Raw genomic sequence first — 15,940 nt, 5'->3', positions numbered from 1 at the left:
TAGGCCTTGGCCTCACCACCAAATTTCTTCGACAGGATCGTCGTGATCGCCGCCGTCAGCGTGGTCTTGCCATGGTCTACGTGACCAATCGTGCCGACGTTTACGTGCGGCTTCGTCCGTTCAAATTTTGCCTTAGCCATTTAAAGTATCCTCAGAAAACAAAAATCACTTCTTGTTGATCACTGCCTCGGCGACGTTCTTCGGCGCCTCGACATAGTGCTTGAATTCCATTGAATAAGTCGCCCGACCCTGCGACAGGGAACGCACCGTGGTTGAATAGCCAAACATCTCGGCCAACGGCACCTCGGCCTTGATGGCCTTGATCGCACCAGGCAGATCTTCCATTCCCTGAACTACACCACGACGCCCGGAGAGGTCGCCCATGATGTTGCCCATGTATTCTTCCGGCGTTTCGACTTCAACCGACATCATTGGCTCAAGCAGCGTTGGTTGCGCCTTCTTCAAACCTTCCTTGAAGGCCATCGAAGCAGCCATGCGGAATGCATTTTCGTTCGAGTCAACATCGTGATAGGAACCATCAAAAAGTGTGAACTTGACATCCACCACAGGAAAGCCGGCCAACACACCGCTCTTGACGCAATCCTGCAATCCCTTATCAACCGCCGGAATGTACTCACGAGGAACAGTTCCGCCCTTGATGGCGTCGACGAACGCGTAACCCTTGCCCGCCTCGTTCGGCTCGATCTTGAGCCAGACATGGCCAAATTGCCCGCGTCCGCCCGATTGCTTGACGAACTTGCCTTCCTGCTCGACAGTCTTCTTGATGCACTCACGGTAAGCCACCTGCGGCGCACCGATATTGGCATCCACACCAAATTCTCGCCGCATGCGATCGACGATGATTTCAAGATGCAGCTCACCCATGCCCGAAATGATCGTCTGACCGGTTTCTTCATCAGTACGCACGCGGAATGAAGGGTCTTCATTGGCCAGACGGCTAAGCGCGATGCCCATTTTTTCCTGGTCAGCCTTGGTTTTTGGTTCCACCGCAATGTGGATAACCGGTTCCGGGAATACCATGCGCTCAAGTGTAATGACAGCCGCCGGATCACACAGTGTTTCGCCGGTTGTCACATCTTTCAAACCGACGCAAGCAGCAATATCACCCGCCAGAACTTCCTTGATTTCCTCGCGATTGTTGGCGTGCATTTGCAAAACACGTCCAATCCGCTCCTTGCGACCCTTGATCGGGTTGTAGATGGTGTCGCCGGATTTCAGGACGCCGGAATAAACGCGAATGAAGGTCAACTGTCCGACATACGGATCGGTCATCAGCTTGAAGGCCAGTGCCGAGAATTTGGCATCGTCTGAAGCCACACGCGAATCCGGCTGGCCATTTTCCTTTTCACCGGTCACCGGAGGAATATCGGCCGGTGAAGGCAGCAGATCGATCACGGCGTCGAGCATGCGCTGCACACCCTTGTTCTTGAACGCCGTGCCGCACAGCATCGGCTGTATCTCGCAGGCAATGGTTCGATCACGCAAACCCCTGATGATTTGCGCTTCGCTCAGATCACCGGATTCAAGATACTGATTCATCAGCTCTTCTGATGACTCGGCGGCCACTTCGATCATCTTGCCACGCCACTCTTCGGCCTGCTCCAGCAACTCGGCCGGAATTTCGCGGTAGTCAAATTTCATGCCCTGTGAGGCTTCATCCCAGTAGATCGCCTTCATCTTGATCAGATCAACGACGCCCTGGAAGTAATCTTCCTTGCCAATCGGAATGACAATCGGCACCGGGTTGGCCTTGAGGCGTGATCCCATCTGTTCGACGACCTTGAAAAAGTCGGCGCCCTGGCGATCCATCTTGTTTACGAAGGCAAGGCGCGGAACCTTGTATTTGTTGGCCTGACGCCAAACGGTTTCCGACTGGGGTTGCACACCGCCTACGGCACAATAGACCATGCAGGCGCCATCCAGCACCCGCATCGAGCGCTCAACCTCAATGGTGAAATCAACGTGTCCCGGGGTGTCAATGATGTTGATGCGATGCTCGGGGCGGATGAAATCCATGCCCTTCCAGAAACAGGTCGTCGCGGCCGAAGTGATGGTAATACCACGCTCCTGCTCCTGCTCCATCCAGTCCATGGTGGCAGCACCGTCATGCACTTCACCGATCTTGTGATTCACACCGGTGTAGAACAGGATACGCTCAGTCACCGTCGTCTTGCCGGCGTCAATGTGCGCGCTAATACCGATATTGCGATAGCGGTCGATAGGGGTTTTGCGTGCCACAGTAATAAACCTTCACGAATAAAGAACGATCGTCTGCAGACGGGCTGCGACGGAAAAATTGTACGATCAGAAGCGGAAGTGTGCGAAGGCCTTGTTGGCGTCAGCCATACGATGCACTTCGTCGCGCTTCTTGACAGCACCACCACGGTTTTCGGCTGCTTCGAGCATCTCTGCAGCGAGTCGCTGGCCCATCGACTTTTCAGAACGCTTGCGCGCTGCTTCGCGCAACCAGCGCATGGCCAGTGCCATCCGGCGACTCGGGCGAACCTCAACCGGTACCTGGTAATTGGCACCCCCAACGCGACGGCTCTTGACCTCAACCAGCGGTTTGATGTTATTCATGGCCAGGCCGAAAACCTCGATCGGATCCTTGCCACCCTTGGCAACGATCAGGTCGAAGGCGCCATAAACGATGCGCTCGGCAACCGACTTCTTGCCGCTCATCATGATGGTGTTGACGAATTTGGAGACTTCGATATTGCCAAACTTGGGATCCGGCAGAATATCGCGTTTTGGTACTTCACGACGACGTGGCATGGCAACCTCTCAAAATTTCATTTCAGTTGAAGGATGATGCATGTGGCACCAGCCTTCGCGACCGCCCATCAGAACGGCCACTTACTTAAACGGCGATCAAGCCGCTTTCGGACGCTTGGTACCGTACTTCGAACGGCTCTGTTTACGATCCTTGACGCCCTGTGTATCCAGCGATCCGCGTACGGTGTGGTAACGCACGCCCGGCAAGTCCTTGACACGGCCACCACGAATCAGAACCACAGAGTGCTCCTGAAGGTTGTGACCCTCGCCGCCGATGTAAGAAATGACTTCGAAGCCATTCGTCAGACGAACCTTGCAGACTTTGCGCAGCGCGGAGTTTGGCTTTTTCGGCGTGGTGGTGTAGACACGGGTACAGACGCCGCGCTTTTGCGGGCAATTTTCCAGTGCCGGCACTTTGCTCTTGCTACGTACGGCCTCGCGCGGCTTACGCACAAGCTGGTTAATGGTTGGCATATCTCATCCCTCAATTTCCTGCAGCGACAGCCTTTGACTGAGCATGGCTTCTGCAAAAAAACCAAGGCGGTCCAAGGGCCGCCTTAGCGATTTTATTATGGCAGGCAGAGGCACTGGTTAGCCCCGACCGACAAAGACCCAGCATTTTAGGGTCTATCAAGACCCAAGTCAAGCCACAGGAGCATCCTGCGCATTCTCTAGGATCGGAGCCGCATCGTCGACCATGGCCGGTGCGTTAGCCTGATCTATGCCCGCCGCATTGCTCTTGCGCATCCGGTGATACGCCAGACCGGTGCCCGCCGGAATGAGACGACCGACGATAACGTTCTCCTTCAGACCACGCAGTTCGTCGCGTTTGCCCATGATTGCCGCTTCGGTCAGAACACGAGTGGTTTCCTGGAAGGACGCCGCCGAGATAAACGAGTCGGTTGACAGCGAGGCCTTGGTAATACCCAGCAGAACAGGCTCATAGCTTGCCGGAAGCTTGCCCTCGGCAAGCATGCGGTCGTTTTCATCAAACAGATGCGCGCGCTCAACCTGCTCGCCCCGGATAAACTTGGTATCCCCGGTGTCAAGCACATTGACTCGGCGCAACATCTGGCGAACGATGACTTCGATGTGCTTGTCGTTGATTTTCACACCCTGCAGACGATAAACGTCCTGCACTTCGTCAGTAATGTAAATGGCCAGCGCTTCGACACCCTGCAAACGCAGTATGTCATGCGGATCTGGCGCGCCGTCGACAATCGACTCACCCTTGTTCACTACCTGGCCATCATGCACCAGGACATGCTTGTCCTTCGGAATCAGGTACTCGTGCGCCACACCCTCAAGGTCGGTAATCACCAGACGCTGCTTGCCCTTGGTGTCCTTTCCAAATGACATGGTGCCGGTGAATTCTGCCAGCATGCCGGCATCCTTCGGTGTGCGAGCTTCAAACAGTTCGGCAACACGCGGCAGACCGCCTGTAATATCGCGTGTCTTGGCCGATTCCTGCGGCAGGCGGGCGAGCACGTCGCCCACTGAAATTTGTTGACCATCAAGTACCGTAATGATGGCGCCAACCTGGAAAGTGATGGTCACGGCATGGTCACTGCCGTGGATCCTGACTTCATCGCCGTTGGCATCGAACAGTTTGATTTGCGGACGCAAACCCTTGGTTTGCGCCTTGCCTCCACGCTTCGGATCGATCACGACGAGAGTGGACAAACCGGTTACTTCGTCGATCTGCTTGGCAACGGTTACGCCCTCCTCGACGTTCTCGAACTTGACCAGACCTGAGTATTCGGCAATGATCGGACGCGTATGCGGATCCCATGTTGCCAGCTTGGTACCGGCCCTGACCTGCTGCCCATCGGCTACCTGCAGGGTTGATCCGTAAGGTACCTTGTGCTTTTCGCGTTCGCGGCCATTGTCGTCGGTGATCAAAACCTCCCCGGAACGGGTAATGACGATCTTCTCTTCCTTGGCGCTGGTGACATAGCGCATCGAAGCGGTGAAGCGCACCACACCGGCGCTCTTGGTCTCAACCTGACTGGCTACCGCTGCGCGTGACGCGGCGCCGCCGACGTGGAAAGTCCGCATGGTCAACTGCGTACCCGGCTCGCCAATCGACTGTGCAGCGATCACACCAACCGCTTCGCCGACGTTGACCGGCGTGCCACGTCCAAGATCACGGCCATAGCACTGGGCACACAGGCCGTAGCGGGTGTCGCAGGTGAGTGGCGTGCGCACTTTCACCTCATCAATGCCGAGCTGGTCCACCTGATCACACAGGTCTTCATTGATCAGCGTGCCGGCTTCGATAACGGTTTCATCCGTTTCTGGATTGACGACATCGACGATGGCGACACGGCCAAGTATCCGCTCGCGCAAGGCTTCGATGACTTCACCGCCTTCGATCAGAGCTTTCATGGTGACGCCGTTTTCGGTGCCGCAATCATTCTCGATGACCACCAGATCCTGTGTCACATCAACCAGACGTCGGGTCAGATATCCGGAGTTCGCGGTCTTCAGTGCTGTATCCGCGAGACCCTTGCGCGCACCGTGCGTCGAGATGAAGTACTGGAGAACATTCAGCCCTTCGCGGAAGTTGGTCGTTATCGGTGTCTCGATGATCGAACCGTCAGGCTTGGCCATCAGGCCGCGCATTCCCGCCAGTTGGCGAATCTGTGCCGCCGAACCGCGCGCCCCGGAATCGGCCATCATGTAGATGGAATTGAACGATTCCTGCTTGACCTTCTTGCCGTGGCGATCGATCACTTCTTCATGGCCGAGCTGATCCATCATGACCTTGGCCACCTGATCACCGGTACGGCCCCAGATGTCGACGACCTTGTTGTAGCGCTCGCCGTTGGTCACCAGACCATTGGTATACTGGCTTTCGATTTCCTTAACTTCTTTTTCAGCCGCCGTAATGATCTCGCCCTTCTGGGTTGGCACGAGCATGTCGTCCGAGCAGATGGAGATACCGGCACGGGTCGCCAGAAGGTAGCCGTTCTGCATCAGTTTGTCGGCGAAAACGACCGTTTCCTTCAAGCCGCAACGACGGAAAGCGGCATTGATCAACTTGGAGATTTCCTTCTTCTTGAGCGGCCTGTCGAGAACGCTGAAAGGCAGCCCCTTCGGCAAAATCTCGGAGAGCAGGGCACGCCCGGCCGTCGTGTTGTAGCGGGTGATCGTTTCTTTCCAGCCGCTGTCCTCGTCCTTCTCGTATTCCTTGATGCGCACCGAAATCTTGGCGTGCACATCGAGCTCACCGGCCTGCATGGCACGCGAGATTTCAGCCAGGTCGGGGAAAATCATCCCTTCGCCTTTGGCATTGATGCGCTCGCGCGTCGCGTAGTAGAGACCGAGAACGATATCCTGGGAGGGAACGATGATCGGCTCGCCATTGGCTGGCGACAGCACGTTGTTCGAGGCCAGCATCAGCGTGCGGCATTCCATCTGCGCTTCGAGCGAAAGCGGGACGTGGACGGCCATCTGGTCACCGTCGAAGTCGGCGTTGAACGCCGCGCAGACGAGCGGATGCAACTGGATCGCCTTGCCTTCGATCAGCGTCGGTTCGAAAGCCTGTATACCCAAGCGGTGCAGTGTCGGCGCCCGGTTGAGCATGATCGGGTGCTCACGGATCACGTCTTCGAGGATATCCCACACCACCGGCTCCTGTATTTCGACCATCTTCTTGGCTTGCTTGATGGTCGTCGCCAGACCCATCAGTTCGAGCTTGTTGAAGATAAAGGGCTTGAACAGTTCAAGGGCCATCAGTTTCGGCAGGCCGCACTGATGCAGTTTCAGTTGCGGACCGACGACTATGACCGAACGACCGGAGTAGTCGACGCGCTTGCCGAGCAGGTTCTGACGGAAGCGGCCGCCCTTGCCCTTGATCATGTCCGCCAGCGACTTCAGAGGACGCTTGTTGGCGCCGGTCATGGCCTTGCCGCGACGACCGTTGTCGAGCAGCGAATCAACAGCCTCCTGCAGCATGCGCTTCTCATTGCGCACAATGATTTCCGGCGCCTTGAGCTCAAGCAGGCGCTTCAGCCGGTTGTTCCGGTTGATGACGCGACGATAGAGGTCGTTCAGATCGGAGGTAGCGAAACGGCCACCATCAAGCGGAACCAGCGGACGCAAGTCGGGTGGCAGAACAGGCAGCACCTCAAGCACCATCCATTCCGGTTTGATACCGGATTTCTGGAAGCCTTCCAGGATCTTCAGGCGTTTCGAGAACTTCTTGCTCTTGGTTTCGGACGTGGTGATTTCCAGTTCAGAGCGCAGACGATCAACTTCACTATTCAGATCGATCGAACGCAGGAGTTCACGGATGCCTTCAGCACCCATCGCCGCATAGAAGTCATCACCGTACTCTTCAGTTTTGGCCAGGCAATCATCTTCGGTCAGCAACTGACCGCGCGTCAATGGCGTCATGCCCGGATCGCAAACGACAAAGGCTTCGAAGTAGAGCACCCGTTCGATGTCGCGCAAGGTCATGTCAAGGACCATGCCAAGTCGGCTCGGCAAGCTCTTCAGGAACCAGATGTGGGCGACCGGCGACGCCAGTTCGATGTGCGCCATCCGCTCACGGCGGACTTTGGACAAGGTCACCTCAACGCCACACTTTTCGCAGATCACCCCTCTATGCTTGAGGCGTTTGTACTTGCCGCACAGACACTCGTAATCCTTGATCGGGCCAAAAATCTTGGCGCAGAACAAGCCGTCGCGTTCCGGCTTGAAGGTGCGGTAGTTGATCGTTTCCGGCTTTTTGACTTCGCCGTAGGACCAGGACCGGATCTTGTCCGGGGAGGCAAGACCGATGGTAATCGCATCAAACTGTTCTTCCTGCGTTACCTGTTTGAACAAATCAAGCAGTGCTTTCATCTTTCACTCCGTTCGGGGTGAGAACCAAAATTTTCCAAGCCGCAGCCGGGGCTGCAGCTACTGTCGTTCAACTGCCTTGGCAGACCACTTAATAGCGCTCAAGATCAATATCGATGGCCAGCGAGCGGATTTCCTTGACCAGCACGTTAAAGGACTCCGGCATACCCGCCTCGATCTTGTGATCGCCCTTGACGATGCTCTCGTAGACTTTGGTGCGGCCATTCACATCGTCCGACTTGACCGTCAGCATTTCCTGCAGAACATAAGCCGCGCCGTAAGCTTCGAGAGCCCACACTTCCATTTCACCGAAGCGCTGACCTCCGAACTGCGCCTTGCCGCCCAGAGGCTGCTGGGTAACCAGCGAGTAAGGTCCAGTCGAACGAGCGTGCATCTTGTCATCAACCAGGTGATGCAGCTTGAGTACGTGCATGTAACCGACAGTAACCTGACGCTCGAAACGTTCGCCGGTGCGCCCGTCAAACAAGGTCATCTGCCCTGATTCCGGCATTCCAGCCAGCTTGAGCATGTCCTTGATTTCCTCTTCATTGGCGCCGTCAAATACAGGGGTCGCAAACGGCACACCGGCCTCAAGGTTGCCCGCCATTTCGATGATTTCCTTGTCGTTGAGCTGATCAAGATCTTCTGGTTTGCCATTACTGTTATAGACCTGCTCGAGAAACCCGCGCACCTCTTTGGCGCTGGCCTGGCGGCGCAGCATCTCGCCGATCCTGAAGCCGAGCCCCTTGGCCGCCAGACCGAGGTGAACCTCGAGAACCTGACCGACGTTCATGCGCGACGGCACACCCAGCGGGTTCAGCACGATATCGACCGGACGGCCATCGGCCATGTACGGCATGTCTTCAACCGGCACGATACGCGAAACAACACCCTTGTTACCGTGTCGACCGGCCATTTTGTCACCCGACTGCAAGCGACGCTTGACTGCCACATAGACCTTGACCATCTTCTGCACGCCCGGCGGCAATTCGTCGCCCTGGGTCAGTTTCTTGCGCTTCTCTTCAAAGGCTATATCGAAATCCTTGCGGGTCTGCTCCAGACCTTCGCGCAATGATTCAAGTTGCTGGGCCACCTCGTCGTCGGCCATGCGGATATCGAACCAGTGGTGCGCATCAATTCCTTCGATGTATTCCCTGGTGACCAGGCTACCCTTGGCCAAACGCTTCGGCCCCCCATTGGCTGACTTGCCAACGATCAATCGCTCAACCCGGGCAAAAGCATCGCGCTCGACTATGCGCAACTGGTCAGCGAGGTCCAGCTTGTAACCGCGCAGATGGTCGTCGATGATCGACTGCGCGCGCTTGTCGCGCTCGATCCCCTCGCGGGTGAACACCTGAACATCGATGACGGTGCCCGCGATGCCGGATTGCACGCGCAGCGAGGTATCCTTGACGTCGGAGGCTTTCTCGCCAAAAATCGCACGCAGGAGTTTCTCTTCCGGCGTCAATTGGGTCTCGCCCTTCGGGGTGACCTTGCCGACCAATACGTCGCCGGCTTCGACTTCTGCACCGATATAGACGATGCCGGATTCATCAAGGCGGGACAGTTGCGACTCGCCCAGGGAGGCGATATCGCGGGTGATTTCTTCCGGCCCGAGTTTGGTATCGCGGGCAACAACCGTCAGTTCTTCGATGTGAATCGAGGTGAAGCGGTCTTCGGCTACGACCCGCTCGGAAATAAGGATCGAATCTTCGAAGTTATAGCCGTTCCATGGCATGAAGGCGATCAGCATGTTCTGACCGAGCGCAAGTTCGCCCTTGTCGGTCGATGCGCCGTCGGCAACCACATCACCCTTGGCGATGACGTCACCGACACGAACCAGCGGTCGCTGATTGATATTGGTGTTCTGGTTGGAACGGGTGTACTTCACCAGATTGTAAATGTCGACGCCGACTTCACCGGGCACTGTTTCCTCGTCATTGACGCGAACCACGATGCGTGAAGCATCGACATAGTCGACCTTGCCACCACGCAACGCCTGCACGGCCGTACCCGAATCGACGGCTACAGTCCGCTCGATACCCGTACCGACTACCGGCTTTTCCGGACGCAAACAGGGAACCGCCTGGCGTTGCATGTTGGCGCCCATCAGCGCGCGGTTCGCATCGTCGTGCTCAAGGAAAGGGATCAACGACGCGGCAACCGAGACAATCTGTCCCGGTGCAACGTCCATGTATTGAACCCGGGCGGGTTCGGCGAGAATGGTTTCGCCTTTCTCGCGGCAGGTCACCAGATCGTCACTGAGCAAATTGTCATCGCCAAGCGCCGCATTGGCCTGGGCGATGATGTAGCCACCCTCGACGATCGCCGACAGATACTCGATCTGGTCGGTCACCTTGCTATCAACCACCTTGCGATAGGGGGTTTCAAGGAAGCCGTACTCATTGGTGCGTGCAAACAGTGCCAATGAGTTGATCAAGCCGATATTCGGGCCTTCCGGCGTCTCGATCGGGCACACACGACCATAGTGCGTCGGATGCACGTCACGCACTTCAAAGCCGGCTCGCTCCCGTGTCAAACCACCCGGGCCGAGGGCCGAGACGCGTCGCTTGTGGGTGATCTCGGACAGTGGATTGGTCTGATCCATGAACTGCGAGAGCTGACTTGAGCCAAAAAACTCTCTGACCGCTGCGCTGATCGGCTTGGCGTTGATCAGATCGTGCGGCATCAGATTGTCGGACTCAGCCTGCGAGAGACGTTCCTTGACGGCGCGCTCGACACGCACCAGCCCGGCACGGAACTGATTCTCTGCCAACTCGCCAACGGAACGCACACGACGATTGCCAAGGTGATCTATATCGTCGATATCGCCGCGGCCATTACGCAGTTCGACCAGAATCTTGATGACTTCAACGATATCACGCGGCGACAACGTCAGTTGATCACGAATCTCGTTATTTACGCCAAGGCTTTTCAGCTGGTTTGACAGCGTTTTCGCGTCCTCTTCGGTCAGGTTTTCGGCGACCGCACGGATGCCATAGGACAACTCGCTGAGCAGCAGTTCGACGGCCGCAGGGGATCCTCCAGCCGTTTCAATGATGGCGTTGACAATGGGCTCGCGCTTGGACGGTACATGCTTGACCATCACCTTGAATTCCACAACGTCCTTGCGCGCGACACGGCGGTTGAACTTCATCCGGCCAACGGCAGATAGATCGTAACGGTCGTCGGAATAGAAAAGACCGTTGAAAAGGATCTCGACCGCTTCTTCCGTTGGCGGCTCACCCGGACGCATCATGCGGTAGATAGCGACTCGCGCGGCCTGCTTCGACACCGTTTCGTCGGTACGCAGGGTCTGGGAAATGAAGCCACCACGATCCAGATCATTGATATACAGAGTCTGCAGTGAATCAACACCGGCCTCCATCAGTTTGGCCAGCAATGCCTCGGTGATTTCTTCATTGGCATTGGCGAGAATCTCACCAGTGTCCTTGTCGATTATGTTCTGGGCGATCACCCGGCTGACCAGAAAATCTTCCGGCACGACAATCTGCTTGATGCCGGCCGCATCAAGTTCACGAATATGCTTGCTGGTAATCCGTTTGTCCTTGGCAACGAGAACCTTGCCGGACTTGTCGCAGAAATCGAAACGAGCCACCTCGCCGCGCAAGCGCTCGGGAACGAGATGGAACTCGATGCTCTGCTTGCCGATCTGGAAGGTATCAAAGTCGAAGAATTCACGCAGTATTTGTTCTGGCGTCAGGCCAATGGCCTTGAGCAGGGTGGTCACCGGCATCTTGCGTCGACGGTCAACGCGGAAGAACAGGATGTCTTTGGGATCAAACTCGAAATCCAGCCACGAACCGCGATAAGGTATCACTCGGGCCGAGAAGAGCAGTTTGCCGGAACTGTGCGTCTTGCCCCGGTCATGCTCAAAGAAGACGCCAGGCGAGCGGTGCAGCTGCGATACGATAACACGCTCGGTACCGTTGATGACAAATGAACCGGTCGTCGTCATCAGCGGAATTTCGCCCATGTAGACTTCCTGCTCCTTGACTTCCTTGATGGTATCGGGAGTCTCGCGATCAAGAATGATCAGGCGAACTTTTGAGCGCAAGGCCGAAGCGAAAGTCAAGCCACGCTGCTGACATTCCTTGACGTCGAAAGCAGGCTCGGCCAGTGCAAAGCTGACAAACTCCAGCCGGGCATTGCCGCTATGGCTCACAATCGGGAAGATCGAGGAGAACGCGGCTTGCAGCCCCTGGTTCTTGCGCTGTGCAGGCGGAACAGCCGCCTGCAGGAAAGCGGTGAAAGAATCCAGTTGCGTCGCCAGCAAGAATGGGACATCAAGCACATTGGCGCGCTTGGCGAAACTCTTGCGGATACGTTTTTTCTCGGTAAAGGAGTAGGTCATGGTCGCTCCGAGCTCAGAAAGCAAAATCCTCTAGCGCATCCCGTCAAGAGTCAGTTGACTCAAACCGGTTCGCAACGGACAAACAAAATAACGATTGGACAGAAAAGCGAACACATCCGCCTGCTTCATCACTGCCATTCGTGCTTGCGTTTGCACGCGACAAAACTGCACTGACAATCGGTAGAAACAACACTGTAACGATGTCGTTTCCGGAAAAGCACAAAAGGGCTGGTCGCCAAAAAGCGGCCAGCCCAACCTGCACAGCCTGGACTACTTGATCTCGGCCTTGGCGCCTGCATCCTCGAGCAACTTTTTGAGGGCTTCAGCATCAGCCTTGGTAATCGCCTCCTTGACGGCCTTGGGCGCGCCATCAACCAGATCCTTGGCTTCTTTCAGGCCAAGACCGGTGGCCGCGCGCACGACCTTGATCACTTCAACCTTTTTCTCGCCAAAACTTTGCAGCATGACGGTAAATTCGGTCTGTTCTTCAACGGCAGCGGCAGCGGCAGCCGGGCCGGCAACGGCCATGGATGCTGCGGAAACGCCAAACTTCGTTTCGAAGGCCTTGACCAGATCGTTCAGATCCATAACGGTCATGCTGCCAACGGCTTCGAGGATGTCTTCTTTGGTAATAGCCATAATCAATAAACTCCTAAATCTGGATACTTGTAAAAGCTGTCAGTGGGTTTGCGAACGCGCGATCAGGCGACCGCTTCGGCGACTTCGGCCGTTGCGACTGCGGGTTCGCGGCTCTTGGCCAGAGCAGCAAGCGCACAGGCGAAACCGGTAACCGGGGCCTGCATGATGCCGAGTAGCTTGCCAAGCAGTTCTTCACGGCTCGGGATCGAAGCGAGTGATTGCACACCGGCCTTGTCCAGCACCTTGCCGGCATAGCTGCCAGCCTTCAGAACCAGCTTGTCATTGGTTTTTGCAAAGTCGTTGAGCACCTTGGCCGCAGCAACCGGATCGACTGAGATACTATAAATCAGCGGACCAGACATCTGTTCAGCGAGGCCGGCAAAAGTGCTGCCCGCAACCGCACGACGAACCAGCGTGTTTTTCAGCACACGCAGATACACGCCAGACTTGCGAGCCTGAGCGCGCAGCTTGGTGAGGTGAGCCACCTCAAGTCCGCTGTACTCAGCCACGACGATAGTCTGGGCAGTGGCTACCTGAGCCGACACCTCAGCCACGACGGCTTTCTTTTCATCAAGATTGAGACCCATGGGTCTTTCCTCCTATCAAGTCAACACTCGACACATCCGGCTGGACACATCGCACCCACGGTGACCTGAACCAAGAGCACCAGCAGTTCTACAAAAGCAACTACAGACAAATCCTGTTCGGGGTACACCGTCTACGCAGGCCGCTTCACACACTTAAGCGTCCAGGCCTTGCCCTTCGGCACCTGCGGTCTTTGACGATCCGCCGGCATACAACTTGCCGGCAGCCCAAAGTTCATTTCAGAGCCAATTCATCGGCTCCGTATTCCTACAGCGTGGACGCATCCACACGTACGCCCGGACCCATGGTGCTGGATACGGCAATTTTCTTCAGATACTGACCCTTCGAATTGGCTGGCTTGGCCTTGGTCAGCGCATCGACCAGAGCCTTCAAGTTTTCTTCGAGCTTTTCAGGAGCAAAGGAAGCACGGCCAATCGTGCTATGCACGATGCCCCCCTTGTCGGTACGGTATTGGACCTGTCCGGCCTTGGCATTCTTGACGCCAGTGCTCACATCCATGGTCACCGTGCCCACTTTCGGATTCGGCATCAGGCCACGCGGCCCGAGGATCTGGCCGAGTTGACCGACCACGCGCATGGCATCCGGTGTGGCAATGACCACGTCGAAGTTCATGTTACCGGCCTTGATATCTGCGGCGAGATCTTCAAAACCTACGATATCGGCACCGGCTGCCCTGGCGGCATCTGCCTTCTCACCCTGGGCGAAAACGGCAACACGAACGGTCTTGCCGGTACCGGCCGGCAAGACGACCGAACCCCGAACCAGTTGATCGGACTTGCGTGCGTCGATGCCGAGGCTGACGGCAACGTCAATCGACTCGTCGAACTTGGCGGTGGCGAATTCCTTGGCCAGCTTCAACGCTTCGCCAACGGCGTAGCTCTTGTTGCGGTCAACCTTGCCCTGCATGGCTTTCTGGCGCTTGCTCAGAGTTGACATATCAGAGGCCCTCCACGGTAATACCCATCGAACGGGCGCTGCCAGCGATCGTGCGCACTGCCGCATCCATGTCGGCAGCCGTCAGATCAGGCAGCTTCTGGGTGGCAATCGCTTCGCACTGGGCACGGGTCAGCTTGCCAACCTTGTCGGTATGGGGCTTTGGACTTCCCTTTTGAATGCCAGCCGCCTTTTTGATGAGGATGGTCGCCGGCGGCGTTTTCATGATGAAGGTGAAGCTCTTGTCCGCGAACGCGGTAATCACCACCGGAATCGGCAGACCCGGCTCCAGACCCTGAGTCTGAGCGTTGAAGGCCTTGCAGAATTCCATGATGTTCAGGCCACGCTGACCCAGCGCGGGACCGATCGGGGGCGAAGGATTGGCCTTCCCCGCCGGCACTTGCAGCTTGATAAAGCCGACAATTTTCTTTGCCACGGTATAACTCCTTTAAACGGGTGCAAACGCGCTTTTCAAGGCGCTCCCCAACGACAAACGCGACCCGGAGGCCGCCCTGCTGCGGCGCACTGAATCAGTACGCCACGATTCAAGCTGAATCAGGCCGTATTTCAGGCTTTTTCGACCTGACCAAATTCCAGTTCAACCGGCGTAGCGCGTCCGAAAATGGTCACCGAGACACGCAGGCGATTCTTTTCATAATTGACGTTCTCAACCGAACCATGAAAATCAGTGAACGGACCGTCCTTGACGCGAACAACCTCACCCGGCTCGAACAGCACCTTTGGACGAGGTTTTTCGACGCCGTCCTGCATCTGTTGCATGATCTTTGCGACTTCCTTCTCGGAAATCGGAGTCGGCTTGTTGGCTGAGCCACCGACAAAACCGGTAACTTTCGGCGTGCTTTTGACGAGATGCCACGACTCGTCGTTCATCTCCATTTCCACCAGCACGTAGCCGGGGAAGAATTTTCGTTCGGAGATACTTTTCTGGCCCAGTTTCAATTCGACCACTTCCTCAACCGGCACCAGCACGCGTCCGAATGCATCCTGCATTCCCTGACGCTGAATGCGTTCGTCGAGCGCACGTTGCACGCTTTTTTCGAAGCCCGAATAGGCATGAACCACATACCAGCGCTTGCTCATGTTTTTCTCCATCCAAGAACCAGGTCGTATAACACCCACTCCAGGCTCTTGTCAGTCAGCCAGAGAAAAAACGCCATGATCACCACGAAGGCAAACACCAGACCCGTGGTCTGCAGAGTTTCCTTGCGCGTCGGCCAGACAACCTTTTTCGCCTCGTTAGTCGCCTCTTTGGCAAAACCAAAGAACTGGCGACCCGGCTCGGTCTGCCACGCTACGGCGGCAGAAAGGCCAACGCCGGCGAGCACGGCCAGCACGCGCAGAATCATTGCCTGCTCAGCAAGCAGGTAAAAGCCGGCAACACCAGCAACCAGTAACAACAGCGCCAACGCAAACTTGATTTTATCGGCCATTTCGTCAGCTTAATTTATAGTGGTGGCAGGGGCAGAGGGAATCGAACCCCCAACCTTCGGTTTTGGAGACCGACGCTCTGCCAGTTGAGCTATACCCCTGCAGCAGAGACGAAGAGCGCCCCGTAACCGGAACGCTCTGCGTCCATGTTCTTTACTCGATGATCTTGGCGACGACGCCGGCGCCGACGGTACGACCGCCTTCACGGATGGCGAAACGCAGACCTTCTTCCATGGCGATCGGGTTGATCAGCTTCACCGTCATCTGGATGTTGTCGCCCGGCATCACCATCTC

12 protein-coding genes, 1 tRNA gene and 1 pseudogene are annotated in these 15,940 nt (G+C 56.4%); all 14 read right to left on the bottom strand.

The genetic code is table 11. From position 1 onward, the window contains the following. Positions 1-140: GTP-binding protein (locus tag JNM42_RS17105; protein ID WP_294265589.1), on the bottom strand; the 140-nt coding region annotated here is incomplete at its 3' end. Positions 141-165: 25 nt separating this feature from the next. Then, positions 166-2,259 (bottom strand): elongation factor G, encoded by a 2,094-nt coding sequence (gene fusA / locus JNM42_RS17100; protein WP_294273029.1) that lies wholly within the window; start codon positions 2,257-2,259, stop codon positions 166-168. 66 nt (positions 2,260-2,325) lie between these two features. Then, positions 2,326-2,796 (bottom strand): 30S ribosomal protein S7, encoded by a 471-nt coding sequence (rpsG, locus tag JNM42_RS17095; protein ID WP_294273027.1) that lies wholly within the window; start codon positions 2,794-2,796, stop codon positions 2,326-2,328. A 96-nt stretch (positions 2,797-2,892) separates the two neighbouring features. Continuing rightward, complete coding sequence (gene rpsL / locus JNM42_RS17090) at positions 2,893-3,270, bottom strand: 30S ribosomal protein S12 (protein WP_294273024.1); 378 nt, start codon at positions 3,268-3,270, stop codon at positions 2,893-2,895. 168 nt (positions 3,271-3,438) lie between these two features. Beyond that, on the bottom strand, positions 3,439-7,647 hold the full coding sequence (gene rpoC, locus JNM42_RS17085) for a DNA-directed RNA polymerase subunit beta' (RefSeq protein ID WP_294273020.1): 4,209 nt from the start codon (positions 7,645-7,647) through the stop codon (positions 3,439-3,441). Between the two features lie 88 nt (positions 7,648-7,735). Beyond that, positions 7,736-12,019, bottom strand: a complete 4,284-nt coding sequence (gene rpoB / locus JNM42_RS17080; protein WP_294273018.1) for a DNA-directed RNA polymerase subunit beta — start codon at positions 12,017-12,019, stop codon at positions 7,736-7,738. A 270-nt stretch (positions 12,020-12,289) separates the two neighbouring features. Next, positions 12,290-12,658 (bottom strand): 50S ribosomal protein L7/L12, encoded by a 369-nt coding sequence (rplL, locus tag JNM42_RS17075; RefSeq protein WP_294273013.1) that lies wholly within the window; start codon positions 12,656-12,658, stop codon positions 12,290-12,292. 62 nt (positions 12,659-12,720) lie between these two features. Next, positions 12,721-13,245 carry a 50S ribosomal protein L10 gene (gene rplJ / locus JNM42_RS17070; RefSeq protein ID WP_294273010.1) on the bottom strand — a complete coding sequence of 175 codons (525 nt, stop codon included), beginning with the start codon at positions 13,243-13,245 and terminating at the stop codon, positions 12,721-12,723. 265 nt (positions 13,246-13,510) lie between these two features. Beyond that, a complete protein-coding gene (gene rplA, locus JNM42_RS17065; RefSeq protein WP_294273007.1) occupies positions 13,511-14,200 on the bottom strand; it encodes a 50S ribosomal protein L1 in 690 nt (229 codons plus the stop codon). Between the two features lies 1 nt (position 14,201). Further along, the gene (rplK, locus tag JNM42_RS17060) at positions 14,202-14,633 is read right to left on the bottom strand and encodes a 50S ribosomal protein L11 (RefSeq protein WP_294273004.1); all 432 of its coding nucleotides are present in this window, start codon (positions 14,631-14,633) and stop codon (positions 14,202-14,204) included. Between the two features lie 131 nt (positions 14,634-14,764). Further along, positions 14,765-15,298, bottom strand: coding sequence for a transcription termination/antitermination protein NusG (gene nusG / locus JNM42_RS17055; RefSeq protein ID WP_294273002.1), 534 nt, complete (start codon positions 15,296-15,298; stop codon positions 14,765-14,767). Beyond that, positions 15,295-15,648 (bottom strand): preprotein translocase subunit SecE, encoded by a 354-nt coding sequence (gene secE / locus JNM42_RS17050; RefSeq protein WP_294273000.1) that lies wholly within the window; start codon positions 15,646-15,648, stop codon positions 15,295-15,297. The genes nusG and secE overlap by 4 nt, the downstream gene beginning before the upstream one ends. Positions 15,649-15,671: 23 nt before the next feature. After that, positions 15,672-15,747 (bottom strand) — tRNA-Trp (locus JNM42_RS17045). Positions 15,748-15,799: 52 nt separating this feature from the next. Continuing rightward, positions 15,800-15,940: pseudogene (gene tuf, locus JNM42_RS17040) on the bottom strand (elongation factor Tu); the annotation flags it as partial.

The sequence above is a fragment of the Propionivibrio sp. genome, from assembly GCF_016790145.1.
Classification (GTDB): Bacteria; Pseudomonadota; Gammaproteobacteria; order Burkholderiales; family Rhodocyclaceae; genus Propionivibrio.
The sequence above is the reverse complement of the archived record's forward strand: the minus strand, read 5'-3'. Positions and strand labels throughout refer to the sequence as shown.

Bases quoted from the DNA above. Each gene is read 5' to 3' on its own strand.
- rpoC (WP_294273020.1), bottom strand. From the start codon at position 7,647: ATGAAAGCACTGCTTGATTTGTTCAAACAGGTAACGCAGGAAGAACAG.
- rpsL (WP_294273024.1), bottom strand. From the start codon at position 3,270: ATGCCAACCATTAACCAGCTTGTGCGTAAGCCGCGCGAGGCCGTACGT.
- nusG (WP_294273002.1), bottom strand. From the start codon at position 15,298: ATGAGCAAGCGCTGGTATGTGGTTCATGCCTATTCGGGCTTCGAAAAA.
- rplL (WP_294273013.1), bottom strand. From the start codon at position 12,658: ATGGCTATTACCAAAGAAGACATCCTCGAAGCCGTTGGCAGCATGACC.
- rpsG (WP_294273027.1), bottom strand. From the start codon at position 2,796: ATGCCACGTCGTCGTGAAGTACCAAAACGCGATATTCTGCCGGATCCC.
- secE (WP_294273000.1), bottom strand. From the start codon at position 15,648: ATGGCCGATAAAATCAAGTTTGCGTTGGCGCTGTTGTTACTGGTTGCT.
- rpoB (WP_294273018.1), bottom strand. From the start codon at position 12,019: ATGACCTACTCCTTTACCGAGAAAAAACGTATCCGCAAGAGTTTCGCC.
- rplJ (WP_294273010.1), bottom strand. From the start codon at position 13,245: ATGGGTCTCAATCTTGATGAAAAGAAAGCCGTCGTGGCTGAGGTGTCG.
- rplA (WP_294273007.1), bottom strand. From the start codon at position 14,200: ATGTCAACTCTGAGCAAGCGCCAGAAAGCCATGCAGGGCAAGGTTGAC.